21 protein-coding genes and 16 tRNA genes are annotated in these 22,577 nt (G+C 44.7%); 12 read left to right on the top strand and 25 right to left on the bottom strand.

The features are described 5' to 3' along the window. Positions 1-25 precede the first annotated feature (25 nt). On the bottom strand, positions 26-1,450 hold the full coding sequence (gene miaB / locus OCU46_RS10590; protein ID WP_141272126.1) for a tRNA (N6-isopentenyl adenosine(37)-C2)-methylthiotransferase MiaB: 1,425 nt from the start codon (positions 1,448-1,450) through the stop codon (positions 26-28). Between the two features lie 329 nt (positions 1,451-1,779). Here miaB and OCU46_RS10585 point away from each other — a divergent pair, with 329 nt between their 5' ends. Further along, positions 1,780-2,937 carry an FAD-dependent oxidoreductase gene (locus OCU46_RS10585; RefSeq protein WP_141272127.1) on the top strand — a complete coding sequence of 386 codons (1,158 nt, stop codon included), beginning with the start codon at positions 1,780-1,782 and terminating at the stop codon, positions 2,935-2,937. 122 nt (positions 2,938-3,059) lie between these two features. Here the strand turns inward: OCU46_RS10585 and OCU46_RS10580 are convergent. From OCU46_RS10580 to lolB, 20 genes are all read right to left on the bottom strand, one after another. After that, positions 3,060-3,144: transfer RNA gene (locus tag OCU46_RS10580), tRNA-Leu, on the bottom strand. Between the two features lie 155 nt (positions 3,145-3,299). Next, positions 3,300-3,374, bottom strand: a tRNA-Gln gene (locus OCU46_RS10575). A gap of 35 nt (positions 3,375-3,409) precedes the next feature. Beyond that, positions 3,410-3,494 (bottom strand) — tRNA-Leu (locus OCU46_RS10570). A gap of 73 nt (positions 3,495-3,567) precedes the next feature. Next, positions 3,568-3,644, bottom strand: a tRNA-Met gene (locus tag OCU46_RS10565). Between the two features lie 38 nt (positions 3,645-3,682). Then, positions 3,683-3,767, bottom strand: a tRNA-Leu gene (locus OCU46_RS10560). 82 nt (positions 3,768-3,849) lie between these two features. Further along, a tRNA-Gln gene (locus OCU46_RS10555) sits at positions 3,850-3,924 on the bottom strand. Between the two features lie 34 nt (positions 3,925-3,958). Beyond that, positions 3,959-4,043, bottom strand: a tRNA-Leu gene (locus tag OCU46_RS10550). A gap of 82 nt (positions 4,044-4,125) precedes the next feature. Continuing rightward, positions 4,126-4,200: transfer RNA gene (locus tag OCU46_RS10545), tRNA-Gln, on the bottom strand. 34 nt (positions 4,201-4,234) lie between these two features. Further along, positions 4,235-4,319, bottom strand: a tRNA-Leu gene (locus OCU46_RS10540). Between the two features lie 82 nt (positions 4,320-4,401). Then, positions 4,402-4,476 (bottom strand) — tRNA-Gln (locus OCU46_RS10535). A gap of 35 nt (positions 4,477-4,511) precedes the next feature. Continuing rightward, positions 4,512-4,596 (bottom strand) — tRNA-Leu (locus OCU46_RS10530). A 73-nt stretch (positions 4,597-4,669) separates the two neighbouring features. Beyond that, positions 4,670-4,746 (bottom strand) — tRNA-Met (locus OCU46_RS10525). A gap of 80 nt (positions 4,747-4,826) precedes the next feature. Beyond that, a tRNA-Gln gene (locus OCU46_RS10520) sits at positions 4,827-4,901 on the bottom strand. Positions 4,902-4,909: 8 nt separating this feature from the next. After that, positions 4,910-4,994, bottom strand: a tRNA-Leu gene (locus OCU46_RS10515). 40 nt (positions 4,995-5,034) lie between these two features. Further along, positions 5,035-5,111: transfer RNA gene (locus OCU46_RS10510), tRNA-Met, on the bottom strand. Between the two features lie 417 nt (positions 5,112-5,528). After that, entirely contained in the window at positions 5,529-6,620 is a 1,092-nt protein-coding gene (gene ychF, locus OCU46_RS10505; RefSeq protein WP_141273475.1) for a redox-regulated ATPase YchF, read from the bottom strand. Positions 6,621-6,630: 10 nt separating this feature from the next. Further along, positions 6,631-7,221 (bottom strand): aminoacyl-tRNA hydrolase, encoded by a 591-nt coding sequence (gene pth / locus OCU46_RS10500; RefSeq protein WP_141273477.1) that lies wholly within the window; start codon positions 7,219-7,221, stop codon positions 6,631-6,633. A 148-nt stretch (positions 7,222-7,369) separates the two neighbouring features. Further along, positions 7,370-8,317 carry a ribose-phosphate pyrophosphokinase gene (locus OCU46_RS10495; RefSeq protein WP_017027129.1) on the bottom strand — a complete coding sequence of 316 codons (948 nt, stop codon included), beginning with the start codon at positions 8,315-8,317 and terminating at the stop codon, positions 7,370-7,372. Positions 8,318-8,343: 26 nt separating this feature from the next. Then, on the bottom strand, positions 8,344-9,213 hold the full coding sequence (gene ispE / locus OCU46_RS10490) for a 4-(cytidine 5'-diphospho)-2-C-methyl-D-erythritol kinase (RefSeq protein ID WP_141273479.1): 870 nt from the start codon (positions 9,211-9,213) through the stop codon (positions 8,344-8,346). After that, a complete protein-coding gene (gene lolB / locus OCU46_RS10485) occupies positions 9,210-9,830 on the bottom strand; it encodes a lipoprotein insertase outer membrane protein LolB (RefSeq protein ID WP_337972445.1) in 621 nt (206 codons plus the stop codon). Before lolB ends, ispE begins: the two co-directional genes overlap by 4 nt. Before the next feature lie 122 nt (positions 9,831-9,952). Between lolB and hemA the strand changes: the two genes are divergently transcribed. The 8 genes from hemA (at position 9,953) to ybaK (ending at position 17,499) form a co-directional block, all read left to right on the top strand. Beyond that, the gene (gene hemA / locus OCU46_RS10480; RefSeq protein WP_141273483.1) at positions 9,953-11,209 is read left to right on the top strand and encodes a glutamyl-tRNA reductase; all 1,257 of its coding nucleotides are present in this window, start codon (positions 9,953-9,955) and stop codon (positions 11,207-11,209) included. A gap of 16 nt (positions 11,210-11,225) precedes the next feature. Beyond that, positions 11,226-12,314: a peptide chain release factor 1 gene (gene prfA / locus OCU46_RS10475; RefSeq protein ID WP_141273485.1), complete on the top strand. Its 1,089-nt coding sequence runs from the start codon at positions 11,226-11,228 to the stop codon at positions 12,312-12,314. A 3-nt stretch (positions 12,315-12,317) separates the two neighbouring features. After that, positions 12,318-13,175: a peptide chain release factor N(5)-glutamine methyltransferase gene (gene prmC, locus OCU46_RS10470; RefSeq protein ID WP_141273487.1), complete on the top strand. Its 858-nt coding sequence runs from the start codon at positions 12,318-12,320 to the stop codon at positions 13,173-13,175. Continuing rightward, positions 13,175-13,558 (top strand): SirB2 family protein, encoded by a 384-nt coding sequence (locus tag OCU46_RS10465; protein ID WP_141273489.1) that lies wholly within the window; start codon positions 13,175-13,177, stop codon positions 13,556-13,558. The genes prmC and OCU46_RS10465 overlap by 1 nt, the downstream gene beginning before the upstream one ends. A gap of 3 nt (positions 13,559-13,561) precedes the next feature. Continuing rightward, on the top strand, positions 13,562-14,371 hold the full coding sequence (locus tag OCU46_RS10460; protein WP_141273491.1) for a SirB1 family protein: 810 nt from the start codon (positions 13,562-13,564) through the stop codon (positions 14,369-14,371). Positions 14,372-14,392: 21 nt separating this feature from the next. Further along, entirely contained in the window at positions 14,393-15,244 is an 852-nt protein-coding gene (gene kdsA, locus OCU46_RS10455) for a 3-deoxy-8-phosphooctulonate synthase (RefSeq protein WP_141273493.1), read from the top strand. A 126-nt stretch (positions 15,245-15,370) separates the two neighbouring features. Beyond that, entirely contained in the window at positions 15,371-17,011 is a 1,641-nt protein-coding gene (gene ushA / locus OCU46_RS10450) for a bifunctional UDP-sugar hydrolase/5'-nucleotidase UshA (protein ID WP_141273495.1), read from the top strand. 14 nt (positions 17,012-17,025) lie between these two features. Beyond that, a complete protein-coding gene (gene ybaK / locus OCU46_RS10445; RefSeq protein WP_141273497.1) occupies positions 17,026-17,499 on the top strand; it encodes a Cys-tRNA(Pro) deacylase in 474 nt (157 codons plus the stop codon). A 2-nt stretch (positions 17,500-17,501) separates the two neighbouring features. Here the strand turns inward: ybaK and OCU46_RS10440 are convergent, their stop codons facing one another. Beyond that, complete coding sequence (locus OCU46_RS10440) at positions 17,502-18,086, bottom strand: LysE family translocator (protein ID WP_141273499.1); 585 nt, start codon at positions 18,084-18,086, stop codon at positions 17,502-17,504. A 108-nt stretch (positions 18,087-18,194) separates the two neighbouring features. Here OCU46_RS10440 and OCU46_RS10435 point away from each other — a divergent pair, with 108 nt between their 5' ends. Further along, positions 18,195-18,638 (top strand): Lrp/AsnC family transcriptional regulator, encoded by a 444-nt coding sequence (locus tag OCU46_RS10435; RefSeq protein ID WP_141273501.1) that lies wholly within the window; start codon positions 18,195-18,197, stop codon positions 18,636-18,638. A 42-nt stretch (positions 18,639-18,680) separates the two neighbouring features. On the opposite strand, the gene rluF is transcribed toward OCU46_RS10435, so the two are convergent. After that, positions 18,681-19,688, bottom strand: a complete 1,008-nt coding sequence (rluF, locus tag OCU46_RS10430; protein ID WP_141273503.1) for a 23S rRNA pseudouridine(2604) synthase RluF — start codon at positions 19,686-19,688, stop codon at positions 18,681-18,683. An 18-nt stretch (positions 19,689-19,706) separates the two neighbouring features. Further along, positions 19,707-20,291 carry a DNA endonuclease SmrA gene (smrA, locus tag OCU46_RS10425; protein ID WP_141273505.1) on the bottom strand — a complete coding sequence of 195 codons (585 nt, stop codon included), beginning with the start codon at positions 20,289-20,291 and terminating at the stop codon, positions 19,707-19,709. Between the two features lie 385 nt (positions 20,292-20,676). Here smrA and OCU46_RS10420 point away from each other — a divergent pair. Beyond that, positions 20,677-20,753 (top strand) — tRNA-Pro (locus OCU46_RS10420). A 269-nt stretch (positions 20,754-21,022) separates the two neighbouring features. After that, positions 21,023-22,009: a transporter gene (locus tag OCU46_RS10415; RefSeq protein ID WP_141273507.1), complete on the top strand. Its 987-nt coding sequence runs from the start codon at positions 21,023-21,025 to the stop codon at positions 22,007-22,009. A 12-nt stretch (positions 22,010-22,021) separates the two neighbouring features. Here the strand turns inward: OCU46_RS10415 and OCU46_RS10410 are convergent, their stop codons facing one another. Then, entirely contained in the window at positions 22,022-22,570 is a 549-nt protein-coding gene (locus OCU46_RS10410) for a hypothetical protein (protein ID WP_244311469.1), read from the bottom strand. Between the last annotated feature and the right edge of the window lie 7 nt (positions 22,571-22,577).

Here is a 22,577-nt window from a genome sequence, read left to right as displayed (position 1 = left end):
TCTTTCAGTATAGCTGTATGTTACTTTAAGGTGTAAATGTCGCTACACCTAATTCATCTTCCTTGCGTGTCTTTGTCATCATCTCAGTTGGAGAGACAGCGATACGAAGGTCCATTTCTGATTCTGTGCGAACAAGTTCGCCACGTAAAGAGTTAGCGAACACGTCTGTGATTTTCACATCAACGAATTGGCCAATTAGGTCAGCATTACCTTCAAAGTTCACTACGCGGTTGTTTTCTGTACGTGCACGAAGCTCCATCAGATCTTTCTTAGATGGGCCTTCTACAAGTACGCGTTGCACTGTGCCTAGCATTTGACGAGAGTAACGCATAGCTTGTGCGTTAACCGTTTGCTGTAGCTCGTACAAGCGTTCTTTCTTCTCTTGCTCTGTCAGATCACATGGGTAATCTGCCGCTGGCGTACCAGGGCGAGGAGAGAAGATAAAGCTGAAGCTCATATCAAAGTCAACGTCACGAATAATCTTCATTGTGTCTTGGAAATCTTGGTCAGATTCACCAGGGAAACCAACAATGAAGTCAGAGCTGATCTGGATATCAGGACGAGCTTTACGCAGTTTACGAATAATTGATTTGTATTCGATTGCAGTATGAGGACGCTTCATCATAGTTAGGATGCGGTCTGAACCGCTTTGCACAGGCAAGTGCAGGAAGCTAACTAGCTCTGGAGTGTCTTCGTAGACTGCAATGATGTCATCAGTAAACTCTAGCGGGTGACTTGTGGTAAAGCGGATGCGGTCAATACCATCGATTGATGCAACTAGGCGCAATAGGTTTGCAAACGAGCAGATGTCACCATCGTGCGTTGGACCACGGTATGCATTTACGTTTTGACCAAGAAGGTTTACTTCGCGTACACCTTGCTCCGCAAGCTGTGCGATTTCAAATAGAACATCGTCCATTGGACGGCTAACTTCTTCACCACGAGTGTATGGTACAACACAGTAAGTGCAGTATTTAGAACAGCCTTCCATAATAGAAACGAACGCTGTTGCACCTTCAGCGCGAGGCTCAGGTAAGCTGTCAAACTTCTCGATCTCTGGGAAAGAGATGTCCATTACTGGAGCGTCATCGCTTTGAGACTGTTTGATCATCTCTGGTAGTCGGTGCAGCGTTTGTGGGCCGAAAATAACATCAACGTATGGTGCACGTTGACGGATATGGTCGCCTTCTTGAGTCGCAACACAGCCACCAACACCGATAACTACGCCTGGTTTAGTGTCTTTTAAAGTCTTCCAACGACCAAGTTGGTGGAACACTTTTTCTTGTGCTTTTTCACGAATAGAGCAGGTGTTTAGTAGTAATACATCCGCTTCTTTAGGATCTTCTGTTAGCTCAAATCCGTTGGCGGCATTAAGCAGGTCAGCCATCTTTGATGAATCGTATTCGTTCATCTGGCAACCCCAGGTTTTGATCAGAAGTTTCTTACTCATTGCATTCACACTCGTGTTAATTAATCACTTTTCAACTGGCTATGTTGCTCAGTATTTCACCACGTATAGTCGTGGCGAGCCGCGTATTGTACTGACTAAATGATGCTATGACTAGCTTTCAAGCTTAAATTTCATCCGTTGCAGGGTAAGGCATTGTTTGTATTGAGCTGCTTTTTTGTGGATTTAAGTAAAACACGCAAAATAGTCAGTGACAAACCAGCAGAGATAACCAAGAGCGTGAATAAATTGAGTCGTCGTACAGGCATTGCTGATCGCTTTTCAGTACAATTAATCAAAAGGCATAATTAGATGTTATTTAAGGATAAAGGGTGGCACACATGCATTTTGATGTAGCGGTGGTAGGCGGAGGCATGGTCGGGGCAACAGCAGCACTCGGCTTGGCAAAGCAAGGTAAGCGAGTTGCGATTGTAGAGGGCTACCGACCTAAACCTTTTGAACATACACAAGATTTGGATATCAGAATATCAGCCATATCAAAAAGCTCCGTTGACCTTTTAGAACAATTAGGGGCCTGGCCACATATTCAAAATAAGAGAGTTTTCCCTTACTCGGGCTTAGAAACCTGGGAGCTTGAAAAATGTTGTACGCGCTTTGAAGCTGCCGATTTGGATTTGGCCCTGCTGGGCTATATGGTTGAGAACCGTGTTTTGCAGTTGGGAATTTGGGAGGCTCTGAGCGAGTACTCGAACGTCACCTTTTATTGTCCTGATTCATTAGTCAGTATTAAGACAAATGAGCAAGGTAAGCTCCTAGAATTGTCCTCAGGGGATGCATTGAGCGCTAGCTTAGTGGTTGGAGCGGATGGTGCTAATTCAAAGGTGAGACAAATTGCTGGAATTGGAGTGACAGCATGGGATTACCGCCAAGACTGCATGCTAATTAATGTGGATACGGACTGCCTTGATACCGATGTGACTTGGCAGTGGTTTACTCCTAGTGGTCCAAGATCGTATTTGCCAATGGGAGAGGGTAAAGGTTGCTTAGTTTGGTATGACTCACCACAGCGCATTAAGCAACTGGCTCAATTGAATGAGGCAGAGCTACAAGCAGAGATACAGCGATGTTTTCCTACTCGAGTTGGCAATGTAACGGTAAAAGAACGTGCTTCTTTTCCTCTTAAGCGTCGCCATGCACAGCACTACTGTAAAGAAGGGGTTGTTTTGGTAGGAGACGCTGCCCATACCATCAATCCTTTAGCTGGACAGGGTGTTAACCTTGGCTTTAAAGATGTTACTGCACTGCTGACGACCCTCAGTGACAGTGATTACTCTCTAAATAATCTTCATCAATATCAGCAACTAAGAAAAACAGACAACTTGATAATGCAAACCGCTATGGATGTGTTCTATGTCGGCTTTAGTAATAATCTGGGGCCTGTAAAGGTGCTGAGAAATGTTGGGTTGAAACTGGCTGACAGCGCCGGGCCTCTCAAGCATCAAGCATTGAAGTACGCTTTGGGGCTATAGCGTTTTTAACGACTCGAATAGAAAGGGCGTAGATAGTATCTCGTCCTTTTTCATATGTACTCTCTTTAGAGCTTTTCTACAGGCAATAAAAAACCCGTCTAAAAGACGGGTTCGTTATATGATGGTGCGGAAGGAGAGACTTGAACTCTCACACCTTGCGGCGCCAGAACCTAAATCTGGTGCGTCTACCAATTCCGCCACTTCCGCATCAATTTTGTAGTCTTAGTCGATGATTGGTGAATCAACTAGACGTTGTGTGCTCTTTTACTAAGAGCTACCACTTAAATAGTGGCTGGGCTACTTAGAGCCGAACCAGGGGGAATAACGAGGCATCAAATGCGTTGTTTCACCCTTGTAATTAGTGGCTGGGCTACCTGGATTCGAACCAGGGAATGCCGGCATCAAAAGCCGGTGCCTTACCGCTTGGCGATAGCCCAACAGAGAAAGTTCTATGAACTCAATCTTTAAATAATGGTGCGGAAGGAGAGACTTGAACTCTCACACCTTGCGGCGCCAGAACCTAAATCTGGTGCGTCTACCAATTCCGCCACTTCCGCATCGCTTTGTTTTATCTCTAAGCAAGAGTTTAGTCTTGGCCGATGATTGGTAAAATCAACCAGACGTTGTATATGGTGGCTACTGCGGGATTTGAACCTGCGACCCCATCATTATGAGTGATGTGCTCTAACCAGCTGAGCTAAGTAGCCACTCTGTTTTAGAGATAACGAGATCTCTAAATTAAATATGGTGCGGAAGGAGAGACTTGAACTCTCACACCTTGCGGCGCCAGAACCTAAATCTGGTGCGTCTACCAATTCCGCCACTTCCGCATCAATTTTGTAGTCTTAGTCGATGATTGGTGAATCAACTAGACGTTGTGTGCTCTTTTAGTAAGAGCTACCACTTAAATAGTGGCTGGGCTACCTGGATTCGAACCAGGGAATGCCGGCATCAAAAGCCGGTGCCTTACCGCTTGGCGATAGCCCAACAGAGAAAGTTCTATGAACTCAATCTTAAATAATGGTGCGGAAGGAGAGACTTGAACTCTCACACCTTGCGGCGCCAGAACCTAAATCTGGTGCGTCTACCAATTCCGCCACTTCCGCATCAATTTTGTAGTCTTAGTCGATGATTGGTGAATCAACTAGACGTTGTGTGCTCTTTTAGTAAGAGCTACCACTTAAATAGTGGCTGGGCTACCTGGATTCGAACCAGGGAATGCCGGCATCAAAAGCCGGTGCCTTACCGCTTGGCGATAGCCCAACAGAGAAAGTTCTATGAACTCAATCTTAAATAATGGTGCGGAAGGAGAGACTTGAACTCTCACACCTTGCGGCGCCAGAACCTAAATCTGGTGCGTCTACCAATTCCGCCACTTCCGCATCAATTTTGTAGTCTTAGTCGATGATTGGTGAATCAACTAGACGTTGTGTGCTCTTTTACTAAGAGCTACCACTTAAATAGTGGCTGGGCTACCTGGATTCGAACCAGGGAATGCCGGCATCAAAAGCCGGTGCCTTACCGCTTGGCGATAGCCCAACAGAGAAAGTTCTATGAACTCAATCTTTAAATAATGGTGCGGAAGGAGAGACTTGAACTCTCACACCTTGCGGCGCCAGAACCTAAATCTGGTGCGTCTACCAATTCCGCCACTTCCGCATCGCTTTGTTTTATCTCTAAGCAAGAGTTTAGTCTTAGTCGATGATTGGTAAAATCAACCAGACGTTGTATATGGTGGCTACTGCGGGATTTGAACCTGCGACCCCATCATTATGAGTGATGTGCTCTAACCAGCTGAGCTAAGTAGCCACTTTAATTTTGAGCGAGAGAGGATAAACTAATCTCGCTTTATTTCCAATGATTTTTTAATAAAATCACGAAATAAAATGTGGCTGGGCTACCTGGATTCGAACCAGGGAATGCCGGCATCAAAAGCCGGTGCCTTACCGCTTGGCGATAGCCCAACTAAATATGGTGCGGAAGGAGAGACTTGAACTCTCACACCTTGCGGCGCCAGAACCTAAATCTGGTGCGTCTACCAATTCCGCCACTTCCGCATATTTCCTAATAACTCTCAAAAAGAAAGCATTTAGGAAATGGTGGCTACTGCGGGATTTGAACCTGCGACCCCATCATTATGAGTGATGTGCTCTAACCAGCTGAGCTAAGTAGCCATTACCATATTGTCTTTCTCAGTGCTGTTAGACAGTGCCGAGAACGGAGCGCATTATGCGTATATCCCCGGAAACCGTCAATAGTTTTTTTGAAGATTTTGTCACTTATAGCGCGTTCGAACTTTTTTTAAACAAAGCGCCCCGTTTTTATTCAATAATGCACTAAGAATTGAACACAAACAGACAACAGAACTTGACTGATTTGTGAGGCTGTTGGAGCATGGCTAGCTAAGTGGTTAGAAAGTTTCACTATGAACGCAAAACAAAAAAGACCGCCGAAGCGATCTTTTTAATCAAAGCTTAATCAATGTTTAACTAAGCTAGAATGGGTTTAATCAAGAAGGGTTCGCGCAGCATACAAGTGTATGTGAGCAAACCCGACGCAGAGTAAATTCATTCTAGCGACGATAAACTTGATTAGACGTTGAAGCGGAAGTGGATTACGTCACCATCTTTAACGATGTAATCTTTACCTTCTAGACGCCATTTACCCGCATCTTTAGCGCCACTTTCACCCTTAAATTGAATGAAATCATCGTAACCAACTACTTCAGCGCGGATGAAGCCTTTTTCAAAGTCAGTATGGATCTTACCTGCAGATTGAGGTGCTGTAGCGCCAACAGGGATAGTCCATGCACGTACTTCTTTAACACCAGCGGTAAAGTAAGTTTGTAGAGTAAGAAGATCATAACCTGAACGGATAACGCGGTTTAGGCCTGGTTCTTCAATACCCATATCAGCTAGGAACTCTTCACGATCTTCATCGTCAAGCTCAGCCATTTCTGACTCGATAGCTGCACAAACAGGAACGACTACGTTGTTCTCTTTAGCTGCAAACTCACGTACAGCGTCTAGGTACGGGTTGTTTTCAAAGCCGTCTTCATTAACATTAGCAATGTACATTGTTGGTTTTAGCGTTAGGAAGTTTAGGTAGCCAACTGCAGCCAATTCTTCTTTACTTAGTTCAACAGTACGAGCCATTCCGCCTTCAGTTAGGACTGGTAGCAGTTTTTCAAGAACGGTCAGCTCAAATTTAGCGTCTTTGTCGCCACCTTTTGCTTTCTTAGCATTGCGTTGCATTGCGCGCTCACAGCTGTCTAAGTCAGCCATTGCTAGCTCAAGGTTGATAACCTCGATGTCTTCGATTGGCGATACTTTACCTGCAACGTGAACGATGTTTTCGTTCTCAAAACAGCGAACAACGTGACCAATAGCATCAGTTTCACGGATGTTAGCTAGGAATTTGTTGCCTAGACCTTCACCACGAGATGCACCTGCTACAAGACCTGCAATATCCACAAATTCCATAGTAGTAGGCAGGATTTTTTGTGGATTTACGATTTCAGCAAGAGCGTCTAATCGTAGATCTGGCACAGGAACAACACCTGTATTTGGTTCGATGGTACAGAACGGGAAGTTTGCCGCTTCGATACCTGCTTTAGTTAGAGCATTGAAAAGAGTTGATTTACCAACGTTTGGAAGACCAACGATGCCACATTTAAAACCCATGATTAAAACCTTATTCTGCTTTGAACGTGTGTAAGCGATTTTGTGCTTTAGTTAAACCGTCTTTTAGCAATATATCTAAACTGCGTACGGACTCGTCGACTACGGCTTCAAGGCATTCTTGCTCTTTAGCTGGAGCTTTGCCTAATACATAGCCAGCTACGCGGTCTTTATGACCTGGATGGCCGATGCCGATGCGTAGTCGGTAAAATTCTTTGTTATTGCCAAGCTTGCTAATGGAGTCTTTTAGCCCATTGTGGCCACCGTGACCGCCACCCTTTTTGAACTTGCCTACACCCGGAGGTAAGTCTAGTTCATCGTGTGCGATCATTATCTCTTCAGGTTTAATCTGATAAAACTTAGCGAGAGCTGCAACAGATTTGCCGGATAGATTCATAAAGGTGGTTGGAATTAACAAACGAAGGTCGTGGCCATTAGCCATGATTCTGCCTGTTAGCCCAAAAAACTTTGGCTCATTTTTTAATGTCACATTGTGTACGCGAGCTAATTCTTCGACGACCCAAGCGCCTGCATTGTGACGTGTTTTAGCGTATTCAGGACCCGGATTCGCCAGACCGACAAGTAATTTGATTTCTTGGCTCAAGATTTGACTCTCGTAAATGTAGGTGACAATAAAAAGCGCGATATGATAGCACGCAACATGGCTAAGAGTAAAAAATCCCGGTGCTTATTACTAAGTACCGGGATTTTCAAAGTTATTTAGGTTCAATTGAACCTGATGTCAGCAGTAATTAGTGGCTGAACATCGCAGAGATTGACTCTTCGTTGCTGATGCGACGAATAGCTTCAGCAAGCATGCTAGATAGAGTTAGCTGAGTAACTTTACCTGTTGCTGCCATCTCTTTGCTTAGTGTGATTGAATCAGTAATGATGACTTGGTCAAGCACAGAGTTTTTGATGTTCTTAGCTGCATTACCAGAGAACACTGCGTGAGTTGCGTAAGCAAATACACGCTTAGCGCCGCGCTCTTTAAGAGCTTCAGCTGCTTTACACAGAGTGCCACCAGTATCAATCATGTCGTCAACGATCACGCAGTCGCGACCTTCAACATCACCGATTAGGTTCATTACTTCTGAAACGTTAGCACGTGGACGGCGCTTGTCTACGATAGCGATGTCGATGTCACCAAGCGCTTTAGCAGTAGCACGAGCACGTACAACGCCGCCAAGATCTGGAGAAACAACTACAGGATCTTCTAGGCCACGGTTTGCCATGTCTTCTAGCAGTACTGGAGTACCGAAGATGTTGTCTACCGGCACGTCGAAGAAGCCTTGAATCTGTTCAGCGTGTAGGTCGATAGTTAGAACGCGGTCAACACCAACGTTAGACAAGAAGTCAGCGACTACTTTAGCCGTGATTGGCACACGAGCAGAGCGCACGCGGCGATCTTGGCGAGCATAGCCAAAGTAAGGGATTACAGCTGTAATACGGCCAGCAGAAGCACGACGCATAGCGTCGATCATTACCACCAATTCCATTAGGTTGTCATTGGTAGGTGCGCACGTTGATTGGATGATAAATACATCGCTACCACGAACGTTTTCATTAATTTGTACAGCGACTTCGCCGTCAGAAAAACGGTCTACAGTAGCATCACCTAGAGAAATGTATAGGCGATCAGCAATGCGTTGGGCTAGTTCAGGTGTTGCGTTACCAGCAAATAGCTTCATATCAGGCACGGTGGAAACCTCAAGGTTGCGTCCAGTTAATTGGGTAGTGTTTGGGCAGTAAACTGCGCCAATGTCAGGTGCAAAGGAGAAATATTGTTTCCTTGTGCAACAAATGCTGTTGTATTTTCGGGGAGTTGTCTTAATATGGTTTCTGCTTCCGATTGAGTATCAAACTCAGCAAAAACGCAAGATCCTGTCCCCGTCAATCTTGACGGCGCGTATTGTAACAGCCATGAAAGTTGCTTATCAACCTCTGGGTACAGTAAACGCACTATTTTTTCGCAATCGTTTTCGTAAGGACTGCTATCTAGTTCATTCCAGCTACGTTTTTTGGTATCTCGCGTCAGATCTGGATGAGTAAAAATATCTACAGTGGCAATGCTCACGTCCGGTCTTACCACTAAATACCACTTTTCTGCAGGAGTAACCTGGGTCAGATTCTCACCGACGCCTTCAGCAAAGGCAGCAAAGCCTTGCACAAATACCGGAACATCTGCACCTAAGCTTAATCCAATCTCTGCTAATTGTGGCAGAGGGATATCCAAATCCCATAAATAGTTAAGGGCAACTAAAGTCGTTGCAGCATTCGAAGAACCGCCACCGATACCACCTCCCATAGGAAGTACTTTCTTTATGTGGATGTCTGCACCGAATCGACATTGTGAGTGTGCTTGCAACGCCGTTGCAGCTTTCCAGATAAGATTTTGCTCTAGCGGCACACCGGCAAGCTCAGGAGCAACCGTAATCTTTCCACTGTCATTGGCTGAAATCGTGAGCTCGTCACCGAAGTTAATGAACTGAAATAAGGTTTGCAGCTCGTGGTAGCCGTTTGCACGACGACCCGTAATGTAAAGAAAAAGATTAAGCTTGGCAGGAGAGGGCCAAGTGGTGGCTGTGGTTATCATTGAATCTCCCACTTGCTAACAGCGATATTTAACTTAATAGGATCACGAGAGAGGGTCATTCTATTGGGAAGAATAACATTATCGTTTTCTTGGTAGCCTTTATAATCCATTAACCAAGTTTGCTCCGCGCGAGTTTGCTGTAGAGAAAGCAAAGTACCGTTGTCGGCTACTTGGAAGTTATCTGCCGCCGTAGGCTGCCCTTTGATCCAGTCTTGCATATAAACGATAGGTAGGCGCATTCCTGTCAGTTGATAGAAAAGTAAGTCGGCATCTTTGTCAAAGTAGCGATTGCCATCAATGTCGGTTACTTTTGCCCCTTCTTCATCGATCACCAGATTCAGCACAGTTTTTCCTAAAAAGGTTGAAAGGCGTAATTCACTTTTCTCGGGAGACTGTTTCCAATGGAAATTAAGGCTTTGGCGCTGGGTTGGGTCTATGTAACCCAGCTTTCCAGTGATGCGAAAATGAGTCAGAGCGGAAAGCTTTTGCTGATGGTCTTGATATTCCACACTGTGCGTAGGCATGTGCTGTGTCGTTTCACAGCCAAATAAAAACAAGACCAAAACAATTGGTGTAAACCTAACCAACCATTTAGAAAAAAGAGATATTTGAGTCATTTGCATGTCAAGAATGAGAGTTCTGATTCAAGGTTTGTGCCAATGATACAATAAAGCCTCTTTTATTGCTGTAGTGGTTCAAGTAAAATTGCGGTTTTGTTTTGTCCATGTCTAAGTAGTCCATGTCTCTATTGACCATAGGAATCAATCACAATACCGCCTCGGTGGAACTGAGAGAGAAAGTCGCGTTTTCTCCAGATAAGATGAGCGATGCCTTGCAGCAGTTGCAATCAATGCCTGTGGTCAGTGGCAGTGTGATCTTATCTACGTGTAATCGCACTGAGCTCTATGTCGATGTTGATGCACAAGCAAGCAGCGATATTGTTGATTGGTTGATTGACTTTCATCAGGTTGATGATGGTGATTTAAAACCAAGCCTTTACACACATAGTGATGAGCAGGCTATCCAACATCTAATGCGGGTGTCGTGTGGACTGGACTCTCTGGTTTTGGGCGAGCCTCAAATCTTGGGACAAGTAAAGCAAGCCTACGCTGATGCGAAAGAGCATCAAGCGGTGCAAGGTAACCTTGATAAGCTTTTTCAAAAGGCTTTCTCTGTTGCTAAGCGCGTTCGTACTGAAACGGACATTGGTGGTAATGCTGTATCCGTTGCTTATGCGGCATGCACGCTAGCAAAACACATTTTTGAGTCATTAGATCGCTCACGAGTATTGCTAGTCGGTGCCGGTGAAACCATTGAATTGGTGGCCAAGCATTTGTCGGACAATGGATGCACTCAAATGACCGTAGCTAATCGAACTAAGGAGCGAGCAGCAGGCCTAGCATCGCAGTTCGATGCGCAGGTAGTGAGCTTAAGTGAGATTCCTACGGCGCTAGTACAAGCAGACATAGTGATCAGCTCTACTGCCAGTCCTTTGCCTATTATTGGTAAGGGGATGGTTGAAAGCGCACTTAAGTCTCGTCGGCATAAGCCAATATTGTTTATCGATATCGCAGTCCCTCGTGATATTGAGTCAGAGGTGTCAGAGTTAAGCGACGCATACCTTTATACGGTTGATGACCTGCAGTCCATCATTGATCAGAACATTGAACAGCGTAGAGCAGAAGCGGTTCAAGCTGAAAAAATCATCGGTATTGAGAGCAAAGAGTTTCAAAGCTGGTTGCGTTCTCGCAAAGCAGTAGAAAGCATTAGAGACTATCGCCGTGCATCTCACACGATAAGACAGGATTTGCTCGCAAAGAGCTTGCAAGCTTTGAACACTGGTGGTGATCCAGAAAAAGTATTACTAGAGTTAAGCAACAAATTAACCAATAAGCTTATCCACGCCCCAACTAAGGCGCTTCAAGAGGCGGCTGAGAAGGGAGAGTTGGATGATTTGGCTGTATTGAGAAAGAGCCTAGGTCTTGAAGACCTTTAACTAATTTAAGAAGAATATGAAAGCATCGATTTTAGTGAAGTTAGAAACGCTGGTTGAGCGTTACGAAGAAGTGCAGCACCTGCTTGGTGATCCCGACGTTATTGGTGATCAAAACAAGTTCCGCGCACTATCAAAAGAGTATTCTCAGCTAGAGGAAGTCACTAAGTGCTTCCAAGCCTACCAGCAAGCTCAAGAAGATCTTGAAGCGGCGCAAGAGATGGCGAACGAAGATGATCCTGAGATGAAAGAAATGGCTCAGGAAGAAATCAAAGATGCAAAAGCAAACATCGAGTCTTTGACTGATGAGCTGCAAATCTTATTGCTACCTAAAGATCCAAACGATGAGCGTAACTGTTTCCTTGAAATCCGCGCTGGTGCGGGTGGCGATGAAGCGGGCATTTTCGCGGGTAACCTTTTCCGTATGTACTCTAAGTTTGCGGAGAAGAAAGGTTGGCGCGTTGAAGTGATGAGTGCTAACGAATCAGAGCAAGGCGGTTATAAAGAAGTTATCGCTAAGATTTCAGGCGATGGTGTGTATGGCACCATGAAGTTTGAATCAGGTGGTCACCGTGTGCAGCGTGTACCAGAGACTGAATCTCAAGGTCGTGTACATACTTCAGCATGTACTGTTGCGATCATGCCAGAGATCCCTGAAGCGGATCTGCCAGAGATTAAAGCAGGCGATCTTAAGATTGATACCTTCCGTGCATCTGGCGCGGGTGGTCAGCACGTTAACACCACTGACTCTGCAATTCGTATTACCCACTTGCCAACCGGTACTGTGGTTGAATGTCAGGACGAGCGTTCACAGCATAAGAACAAAGCGAAGGCGATGTCTGTGCTAGCGGCTCGTATTATTCAGGCAGAAGAAGCTAAGCGTGCAGCAGAGGTTTCTGATACTCGTCGTAACCTACTGGGTTCAGGTGACCGTAGTGACCGTATTCGTACCTATAACTACCCACAAGGCCGCGTATCTGATCACCGTATCAACCTAACTCTTTATCGTCTAAACGAGGTGTTAGAGGGGGATATGCACGCGCTTATCGACCCTGTGATGACTGAGCACCAAGCTGATCAGCTAGCTGCGCTGTCTGAGCACGGCTAATTCGTGTCTTTGCCTAGTATTCAAGAGTCGCTCGTTGCAGCGACTCTCTTGTTAACCGAGTCCGGCGCTGATTCAGCGAAGCTTGATGCATCAGTACTGCTTTGTCATGTATTGCAGAAGCCGCGCAGTTATTTGCTAACGTGGCCAGAAAAAGCCCTAACAGAAGAGCAGAATGAAGATTTTAATGTCTTTATCGAGCGCCGAGTTAGTGGCGAGCCAGTTGCTTATATTACCGGTGAGCGAGAGTTTTGGTCGCTACCTTTAAAGGTTTCTCCTACCACTTTAATCCCTCGCCCAGACACGGAACGCTTGGTTGAGTTGGCATTAGAGAAAATAGATTCAGAGTCAGGTAAAGGGTTAGATCTTGGCACTGGCACTGGCGCTATAGCGCTTGCCTTAGCATCAGAATGTCCCCACTTTGAGTTTATCGGTGTTGATATTCAGGCGGATGCTCAGGCTCTTGCAACAGAAAATGCGAGCCAATTGGGTATTCGTAATGCCCGATTCTTGCAGGGCAGTTGGTTTGAACCTGTTGTCAATGAGGGGCCATTCCAGATTATCGTATCCAATCCTCCTTACATTGACGAGCAAGATCCACATTTAGCTATAGGGGATGTTCGTTTTGAACCAGACTCGGCACTGGTGGCTAAGGAAAATGGTTTAGCGGATCTTAGGCATATTGCATTGCATGCCACGAAGTATCTTGCGGAGAATGGCTGGTTGCTCATGGAGCACGGCTATGATCAAGGCGAAGCAACACGACAAATTCTTACAGAGATGGGCTACGAGTCCGTTTCTACTGAACAAGACTATGCGGGTCAAGATAGAGTGACCTTAGGCCAATTTAAAGGAAGAAATTAATGTACGTTGGATTAAAGCATATTCATCTAATGTTGATAGCACTGAGCGCGGGATTGTTTCTAACTCAGTATATCTTGATGGTGACCAAGTCACCGCTACAAAACAAGACTTTCATTAAAGTTGCACCACATGCCGTAAATGGTTTGCTGATCTTATCAGGCATCATGTTGCTGTTTGTGACAGGTTGGGTTCCATTTGCCCCTGGCTCTGAATGGTTATCAGAGAAATTCACCGCGTTATTGGCCTACATTGCGCTCGGCGTGTTTGCACTGCGTATGGGCAAAAACCAATTGCTACGTGGCTTTGCTTTCTTAGGTGCTATGGGCTGGTTATTGATGGCATTCAAGATTGGTATGACGAAAATGCCAATGTTTATGGGGTAAACAATGTCAGATCTGTGGTTTAACGGTCTTGATGATTTAGAATTGGTCGAAGGCGCACTGCGTCTTTGTTCAGAGGTCGACCCTAGCATTAATGCTACTTGGGTTGAGCTGCAATTAGAAAAGATGCTTGATGAAGCGGAACAGGTTTTATCGAGAGAGACAAGCGAGAAGGCGCGCTTTGATGCCTTATTGCGTATGTTCTACCAAGAGTGGGGCTTTCAGGGTGACTACGAAAACTACTTTTCTTCTGAAAACGCGTTTGTAGAAAAGGTTTTACAACGTAAGAAGGGTATCCCGGTCAGCCTTGGGGCACTACTGTTGTATTTAGGTCGCAAACTTGGGTTTCCAATTGAGGGCGTAAGCTTTCCAACTCAATTCTTGTTAGTCGTTAAATGGCCTGATATGAAGCCTGATTATGTGAATCCGTTTAATGGCGAGTATGTGGCTAAGCATACCTTACAATCTTGGCTTAAAGGTGCTGAGGGTAATGCGGCCATGCTTAAACCTGAGCACTTGTCGATTGCTGATACCTCTACCATTATCGGACGCTGGCTAGGTGTGCTGAAAGGCGCTCTTATGCGTGAGGAGCGCTATACTCAAGCTTTGGCGTGTAGCAATCTTGCGCTTAGCTTGGTACCTGAAGACCCGTATGAGATTCGCGATAGAGGCTTCATCTATCAGCAGCTCAATTGCTTCCAGATTGCACGCAAAGATTACGAGTTTTTCATTGAGAAATGTCCCCACGATCCAGCGGCTGACATGCTCAAGTTACAGTTAAAATCAATTAACGATGAGCCAGTGGTCTTACACTAGCTTTAAAAAAGAGAGATACACATGGAACAAAAAGTAGTTCAGGTTGGTGATATTTCAGTAGCCAATGATAAGCCTTTCACGCTATTTGGTGGGATCAATGTTCTTGAGTCACGCGACCTCGCAATGCGTGCATGTGAGCACTATGTAGAAGTAACGGATCGCTTAGGTATTCCTTACGTATTTAAAGCTTCGTTTGATAAAGCAAACCGTAGCTCAGTTCACTCTTACCGTGGTCCAGGCCTTGAAGAAGGAATGAAGATCTTTGAAGAGCTGAAGTCTACCTTTGGTGTGAAAATCATTACTGATGTGCATACTGAAGCACAAGCTCAACCTGTTTCAGAAGTCGTTGATGTTATCCAGCTTCCAGCGTTCTTAGCTCGTCAAACGGACCTTGTTGAGGCTATGGCAAAAACTGGCGCAGTGATCAATGTGAAGAAGCCTCAGTTCATGAGCCCAAATCAGGTGGGTAATATCGTTGATAAATTTGCTGAGTGTGGCAACGACAAAATCATTTTGTGTGAGCGTGGTGCATGTATGGGCTACGACAACCTAGTTGTCGATATGCTGGGCTTTGGCGTGATGAAGAAGGTATCAAGCGGCAGTCCTATTATTTTTGATGTGACCCACTCACTGCAGATGCGAGATCCAAGTGGTGCAGCGTCTGGCGGTCGTCGTGAGCAAACGGTAGAACTGGCGAAAGCAGGCCTAGCTACAGGCATTGCTGGCTTGTTTATTGAAGCGCATCCAGATCCAGATAAAGCGCGCTGTGATGGTCCTTCTGCTCTGCCTTTAGATAAACTAGAACCATTCTTAGCACAAATGAAATCACTGGATGATTTGATTAAGAGCTTTGCTCATATCGATATCAAATAGGGTTAAATACCTTAACACTGTGATAGTTATAGTAAAAACGGGCTTTGCATTCGCAAGCCCGTTTTTTTGTTGCTATTTTTTGTGCGAATACATTTCATTGGAAAGAAATACATGGAACGGTTAAAAATGAAATCACTAGTCCTAGCTGTTGCGTTTGGTACGCTTGCAGTAGGCTGCGCATCAGACAATATTGTTGAAACCAACGATGTTCAAAAGCTGACAATCTTACATACCAATGACCATCACGGTCGGTTCTGGCCAAACAAATATGGCGAACTAGGTATGGCGGCAAGAAAGACACTTATCGATCAAATCAGAGAAGAAGTTGAATCGGAAGGTGGCGCTGTATTGTTGCTTTCTGGTGGTGATATTAATACGGGTGTTCCAGAGTCAGATCTTCTAGATGCAGAACCGGATTTCAAAGGCATGACGCTACTAGGCTATGACGCAATGGCATTGGGCAATCACGAGTTTGATAATCCATTGTCGGTTCTAGAAAAGCAGCAAGAATGGGCTGAGTTCCCTATGTTGTCTGCTAATATCTATGACAAAGAGAGTCAAACACGTAAGTTCCAGCCTTATCAGATGTTTGAAAAAGAAGGCCTGAAGATAGCCGTGATCGGCTTAACCACCGAAGATACCGCTAAGATCGGTAACCCAGAATATATTCAATCTCTCGACTTCCGAGATCCAAAACCTGAAGCCAAACAGTTATTAGAAGAGATTGAGCAATCGGAACAACCCGATATCACCATTGCAGTAACACACATGGGGCACTACCAAGACGGTCAGCATGGAGGAAATGCTCCCGGTGATGTGGCTTTAGCTCGCTATCTTCCAACTGGGGCTCTAGATATGGTGATTGGTGGTCATTCGCAAGAGCCAGTTTGTATGGAAGGGCCTAATCTGGTTAAGAAGCAATTTAAGCCTGGTGATGAGTGTCAACCTGACCAACAGAACGGCACCTGGATCATGCAAGCCTTTGAGTGGGGTAAGTATGTGGGACGCGCTGATTACGAATATGAAAATGGCGAACTGAACCTTGTTCACTATGAGCTTGTACCTATTAACCTGACTAAAAAGGTTGAGGTTGATGGTAAGAAAGAGCGCGTTATCGTCGGCGAAGAAATAGAGCAAGATTCGGATATTGAAGATTTCTTGGCCCCGTATCAAGAACAAGGTCAGGCAAAGCTGAATGTGAAGATTGCGGAGTCTAACGGTAAACTAGAGGGCGACCGTAATAAGGTTCGATTTGAACAAACGAATCTAGGACGTTTGATTGCTACTGCACACATGACTCGTGCAAAAGCAGATTTTGGAGTAATGAACTCAGGTGGTGTGCGTGATTCGATTGCACAGGGCAGCATTACTTATAAAGATGTGTTAACGGTTCAACCGTTTGGCAATATCGTTACCTATGTCGACATGACGGGTGTAGAGGTATTGGACTACCTGAATGTAGTTGCATTGAAGCCAACAGACTCCGGTGCTTATGCTCAGTTTGCTGGTATTTCTATGACAGTGACAAGTAAAGGTGTTACTGATGTGATGATTGGCGGAAAAGCGATTGATCCAAACGGTATGTATCGCTTTAGTATCCCTAGCTTTAATGCAGCCGGTGGTGATGGTTATCCTGTGATCACTAATCATTCTGGCTATGTGGATACGGGTTTCGTTGATGCTGAGGTTCTGAAAGAGTATCTTGAGAGTCATAGCCCATTAGACGTAACGCTATACGCGCCAAATGGCGAAGTTCGTTACCAGTAAATTAAGAGAGAACCATGACACCTGCTGTTCGTTTATTGAAAAAGAACAAAGTACCTTTTGAGCTTCATCAATATAAGCATGACCCAAACCATGAAAGCTTTGGATTAGAAGCGGTCGAGGCGACGGGTAAGCCAGCGGAGCAGGTGTTTAAAACTCTATTATTCTCAGTGGATGGCAGTGCGCAAGGCCTAGGCGTTGCTGTTGTCCCTGTTAATAAAAAGCTGAACCTCAAGCTTGCCGCCAAGGCAAACAAGCTTAAAAAGGCAGCAATGGCTGATCCTGCATTGGCACAAAAGATCACAGGTTATCTGGTTGGAGGAATTAGCCCGCTAGCTCAGAAAAAACGCCTGCCTACCTTTATTGATCAAAGTGCTGAGCATCAAACGACCATCTGCATTAGCGGTGGTAAGCGTGGACTGGAGATAGAGATCAATCCAAAGCTTTTACTTGAACAAGTAAAGGGTGAACTTACTCCTCTAAGTGAGTAACGCTAGAGCATCGAAACCGCTGATAGCAGTAGTAGTGATGCCATACTTACGTTGAAGCTTTTAATTCGAATTGGGGTAGTCAGCCAGCGTTGCAGTTGCGTGCCTGCTAATGTCCAAAGAGTAACCGATGGTATATTCGCCAAGGTAAAGACTCCAGCTATCACCAGCAGTTCCCACCATGCCCCCGTTGCACTAAATAACGCTATAGCGGTTAACGCCATTGACCATCCCTTTGGATTGACCCATTGAAAGCTAGCAGCACCTAAAAAACTCATTGGTGAGAATGAACCTTGCTCTTTCACCTTACCGCTGGTGGCAATCTTAGCGGCCAAGTAGAGCAAATACCCGAGGCTTACATACTTAAGTATGATGTGGCTTTGTGGGTAGGCATTAAATACGCCAATCAACCCAATGCCTACCAAGATCAGCATTACGGAAAATCCTATGGTAATTCCTAGCATGTGTGGGATGGTTTTTTTAAATCCGACATTCGCACCAGAACTCATCAACATTATGTTGTTAGGACCGGGAGTCGACGTGGATACCAATGCAAACAGCAACAACGCGCCCAAATGATGCAGTTCCATGATTAATGCCTTCTATCGTGAATGGATAGAACAATTTTAATTGGAGCATTGAGCAATTATTTGCTTATATTGATAGTAATTACCTTATTTAAACAATTTGAGTGCGTCATGGATAAGTTTGACGAAAGAATATTGCAAGAACTAAAGCAAAACGGAAAACTAGCCAATGTAGAACTGGCCGAGAAGGTAGGTTTATCGGCTTCTGCAACATTGAGAAGGGTGCAAGATCTCGAGCGTAAAGGCGTAATTAAGGGCTATAGAGTGCTTCTTGATAGAGTGCAGCTTGGCGTGGGCTTCGTCGCTTATGTGTCGATAGGGCTTTCATCTCACAGCAAGAAGGCACAGCATGCCTTCGAAGAGCATGTGCGCTTTGTGGAAGAAGTAGTCGAGTGTCACAACATTACAGGTGCTAATGAATATCTGCTACGAATCGAGACGCAAGATTTAGCCTCGTATAAGCGTATTCATGCCGATGTGCTCGGGGAGTGTGAGTATGTGAAATCAATTACTACTATGGTGGTGATGGATTCACCTAAGGATGAGAGGCAGTAGCTCTTGTAGCTGTCAGCTTGAAGCTGACAGCTACAAGTAAACCTATTTTTTCAGGCTTAATTTCCCTTTCACACGAGGCTTGTTACCCTCGCTTGTCTTTGCTGGGTTGGCTTTTGGCTTAGAGTAACTCTTATTACCTGATGGTTGGCCTGAAGACGGTTTGCCCTTTGGTCTGTGTCTGCTAGGGGTAAACTTACCATCAAACACCTGTTTTTGCTCATCGCGGTTGCGGCGGGCTCTAGAGGCTTGGTTTTCTTCGCGACTATCGTAGAGTTTAGCGTCAGTGGCTTTCCTTATACGTCGACCTTTAGCGTCCTTTACGGATGCCTCTTCTGTTCCTACAGAGTCGCCGCTAAGCTCAAGTAAGGTTTTCACCTCATCGTCGCTTAAGTAGCGCCATTTACCGTTGGGAATACCATCGATGGTGATATTCATGATACGCACTCGGCGCAGTTTGAATACACGGTAATCTAATGCCTCACACATGCGTCGAATCTGGCGGTTTAGTCCCTGGGTCAAGGTGATACGAAAGCTGTATTCTGACTCTTTGGTGATTTCACATGGCAAGGTTACCGTGTCCAAAATTGACACGCCACTTGCCATCTTCTTCAAGAACTCAGGAGTGATGGGTCTATCAACACGAACCACATACTCTTTTTCGTGATTGTTCCCTGCTCGAAGGATCTTATTTACAATATCGCCATCATTGGTTAAGAAAATAAGGCCATCAGAGGGCTTATCTAATCGGCCAATGGGAAAAATACGCTCTTTGTGTCCAATAAAGTCGACAATGTTTCCAGGGATATCGCGCTCTGTGGTACAGGTGATACCTGTAGGCTTGTTGAGTGCAATGTAGATAGCCTTACGTTTTGCTCGTAGTGGTTTGCCATCGACAAGAACTTCATCCTCTGAAGTGACCTTGGTGCCCATTTCTGGATTTTTACCATTAATGGTTACTCGGCCTTGTTCTATCAGTCTGTCCGCTTCTCGTCGAGAGCAGAAGCCAGTTTCACTGATGAATTTATTTAGTCGCTTTGCGTTATCAGACATAGTTCTCTCGGTTTTGAGTTAACCTTGACGTTTTTGATGACGTTCTCGGTTCTCTAGTTTCTTTTCTTCGTTCTTCTTCAGCATTACATAGATTGCGCCAGTTCCACCGTGGAAGGCTTGAGCTGAATGAACACAAAGTACTTCATTAATTTGTTGTAGCCAAAAAGCAACGTAACTTTTCATTAGTGCTGGTGGGTTTGAGTTGTGCCCCTTGCCATGCACGATAATGATCGTTCTTGCCTCAAGCCTTAAGCATTGCTTAAGGAAGTGTACAACTTCATCTCTTGCTTGGGTTAGCGTTTTACGATGAAGATCTAATTTTGCTTGAATTGGGTATTTACCCAATCTTAGCTTACGATAAACGCCATTTTGTACACCGCTACGTTTAAACTCGATAATGTCGTCAGGCTTTAGCATGGGGGCATTATCAAGCGTTAAGTATTCCGGTAGTTCTTCTTCAATACTTACCGCTGCCAGTTGTCTCAGTAGATGGTTATCATCGGTCGTGTGAGACTTTTTATGGACTGCAGTATCTTGATGGAGAGGCTTCACATCTCCCATCATTTCCTGGAAGGAAAAATCATTGTCAAATTCTTCAGACATAGAAATCAAGAAATCGGTTGGGATAGGGAGATTATAATTGGAAAACGACGTACGTCACTTAAAAAAGAAAAACCGAGGCAATTCAGATTGCCTCGGTGCAACAATTGGCTGCTAACTGATCTAGTGAGGAGATTCATCACTCATTGCTGAATGATGTCACCATAGTAATTTGTGACTTGAAAGTAGAGATGATCTGGATCAATTGTTGCTCGTATGTAACTTTAAGTTTGCTATTAATGGTTGGTAGCTCTCATTTTTAATGAGGTAGTGTGTTTTGTCGCCACATAGGTAATTCAAACGCATTTTTATAAAGATAGGTATTGCGCAGTCAGAAAAAATCCGTAATATACGCGGTCTCAGCAGGAAATACTCCTCATTGAGAACTCGGTGAATAGCGCAGCTTGGTAGCGCATCTGGTTTGGGACCAGAGGGTCGGGGGTTCGAATCCCTCTTCACCGACCACATTAGAAAAGCCCGTCAGAAATGACGGGCTTTTTGCGTTTTTGAATAAGCTATTTTGTATTGAAGCGCGGGTCGGGTGCAGAAGCCGGCCACGTTGAAATTCCTCTTTACCGACCATATTAGAAAATCTCGTCAGAAATGATGAGCATTATTCCTCTTAAGATATTTCTGAATTGTATCTTCTTGGTGGCTGTTTTTTGAGCTAAATATTTGCGATATACGTCAATGTTGTCTAAAAATTAAACACCCTCAAAAAGAAGGATCTAGTGATGTTGGACAAATCGATTGTCTGGTGTGGCACCGTTTTATTGTGCATGAGCCAAGGAATCCATGCAGAAGAAAACAATGATGTTACGCTGACAGTGGGTGATGTCATTGATAAACCAGGTGTTCTATCCCCCAAGGGAACTTGGTCCTTAGAAGGTTCCCTTAGCTTTACTCAAAACTCTTCCAATCGTGTTTCTGTCGTTGGTTATACTGTGCTTCCTACGCTAATCGTTGGACGAATAGAGGTGAGCGATGCTGATTTTGTTACGACTACATTCGGGCTAACAGCACGTCTCGGATTAACCAATGCGACCGAGTTTGAGTTGAGGTTGCCTTATGTCTATCGTAATGATCAGGTAGTCGTGAGACCGATCCAAGATGGCTCTCCGGATGTGATTAGCCGTTCGAATAGTGGTGGAGCAATGGGGGATTTAGAGATCGGTTTACGCCACCAGTTTAATTTTGATAGCACGCCCTATTGGATCGGGGGTTTGAGACTGAAAACGAAAACGGGTCGTTCTCCTTATGAAATCGACATTGATGAAACAACCAATACCTTAGAGGATGTTTCAACAGGCTCAGGATTTTGGAGTATTGAACCTAGTCTTACGATGCTTTACCCGACGGATCCCGCCGTGCTATTTGCCAATATAGGGTACATCTATAATATTAAAGATAAAGTAGAGGTAGGAGGCAGTGAAGAACAAGAGATTGATCTAGGGGATACCATATCAATTGGCGGGGGTATGGGCTTTGCTGTTAACCCAGATCTATCCTTTTCAATTGGGGTTAACCACAGAACCATTTTGAAGAGCAAGATCAATGGACAAGAGCCTGACGATGCAAAACTTCTTCATTTAGATTCTTTAACATTTGGTGTAAACCTAAGAATGAACCCGCGCTCTTCACTCAATATAAGCGCGCAAGCGGGCCTCACAGAGGATACCCCAGACTTCCAATTGTCAGTTCGAGTTCCTTACTACTTTTAATAGCTAATAGTATTAGTACCTATGTTGTAGGAGAGATTCTTTTAATCGAAGATCATCACGGATTTGCTTGTTAACGCTTTCGACGCGAGCATCTACATCAACGACGGTATTGAGTCCGAGAACGCTGTTATCTAGAGTGTTTTGAATAATATTTATAATGCCAGGTCCAGTTACTATATCGGGTTTTGTTGGCTCTGGTGAGTTAGGTTGGCTAGCTTTACCTTCTATGAAGTTACCTTCACCTACTTGCACGACATTTACGAGGCTTGGACTCTCTGGAAGACTATTGTCGCTACTTGGTGCAGGTTCAGCGGTCAGACTGCCGTTCCGAAATACCAAGTTGGCAATAGTGGTTTGATAGATATTTTTACCATTCACCGCAGCAGTGATGCTGATTCCAATATCTATGACATAATCATTGCTGAGTCGAAACCCGCCACGCAGAGTTGATAAGGTGTAGTTATCAGCGATTTGGATGTCTGTCATATCTAACTCATCTGCATGTAGCAAACTGATTGGTAGCATCAATAATCCAAACGCGACTATTAATTTGTTAGCCATCATGTGA

Origin of the sequence: Vibrio comitans (assembly GCA_024346835.1) — a bacterium.
In the GTDB taxonomy this organism is placed as follows: domain Bacteria; phylum Pseudomonadota; class Gammaproteobacteria; order Enterobacterales; family Vibrionaceae; genus Vibrio; species Vibrio comitans.
The sequence above is the reverse complement of the archived record's forward strand: the minus strand, read 5'-3'. Positions and strand labels throughout refer to the sequence as shown.

What these genes read in the sequence shown, in the direction of transcription:
- miaB (WP_141272126.1), bottom strand. Translation starts at nt 1,450, where the DNA reads ATGAGTAAGAAACTTCTGATCAAAACCTGGGGTTGCCAGATGAACGAA.
- ychF (WP_141273475.1), bottom strand. Translation starts at nt 6,620, where the DNA reads ATGGGTTTTAAATGTGGCATCGTTGGTCTTCCAAACGTTGGTAAATCA.
- ispE (WP_141273479.1), bottom strand. Translation starts at nt 9,213, where the DNA reads ATGATAACCACAGCCACCACTTGGCCCTCTCCTGCCAAGCTTAATCTT.
- lolB (WP_337972445.1), bottom strand. Translation starts at nt 9,830, where the DNA reads ATGACTCAAATATCTCTTTTTTCTAAATGGTTGGTTAGGTTTACACCA.
- hemA (WP_141273483.1), top strand. Translation starts at nt 9,953, where the DNA reads ATGTCTCTATTGACCATAGGAATCAATCACAATACCGCCTCGGTGGAA.
- prfA (WP_141273485.1), top strand. Translation starts at nt 11,226, where the DNA reads ATGAAAGCATCGATTTTAGTGAAGTTAGAAACGCTGGTTGAGCGTTAC.
- OCU46_RS10465 (WP_141273489.1), top strand. Translation starts at nt 13,175, where the DNA reads ATGTACGTTGGATTAAAGCATATTCATCTAATGTTGATAGCACTGAGC.
- OCU46_RS10460 (WP_141273491.1), top strand. Translation starts at nt 13,562, where the DNA reads ATGTCAGATCTGTGGTTTAACGGTCTTGATGATTTAGAATTGGTCGAA.
- kdsA (WP_141273493.1), top strand. Translation starts at nt 14,393, where the DNA reads ATGGAACAAAAAGTAGTTCAGGTTGGTGATATTTCAGTAGCCAATGAT.
- ushA (WP_141273495.1), top strand. Translation starts at nt 15,371, where the DNA reads ATGAAATCACTAGTCCTAGCTGTTGCGTTTGGTACGCTTGCAGTAGGC.
- ybaK (WP_141273497.1), top strand. Translation starts at nt 17,026, where the DNA reads ATGACACCTGCTGTTCGTTTATTGAAAAAGAACAAAGTACCTTTTGAG.
- OCU46_RS10440 (WP_141273499.1), bottom strand. Translation starts at nt 18,086, where the DNA reads ATGGAACTGCATCATTTGGGCGCGTTGTTGCTGTTTGCATTGGTATCC.
- OCU46_RS10435 (WP_141273501.1), top strand. Translation starts at nt 18,195, where the DNA reads ATGGATAAGTTTGACGAAAGAATATTGCAAGAACTAAAGCAAAACGGA.
- rluF (WP_141273503.1), bottom strand. Translation starts at nt 19,688, where the DNA reads ATGTCTGATAACGCAAAGCGACTAAATAAATTCATCAGTGAAACTGGC.
- smrA (WP_141273505.1), bottom strand. Translation starts at nt 20,291, where the DNA reads ATGTCTGAAGAATTTGACAATGATTTTTCCTTCCAGGAAATGATGGGA.
- OCU46_RS10415 (WP_141273507.1), top strand. Translation starts at nt 21,023, where the DNA reads ATGTTGGACAAATCGATTGTCTGGTGTGGCACCGTTTTATTGTGCATG.
- OCU46_RS10410 (WP_244311469.1), bottom strand. Translation starts at nt 22,570, where the DNA reads ATGGCTAACAAATTAATAGTCGCGTTTGGATTATTGATGCTACCAATC.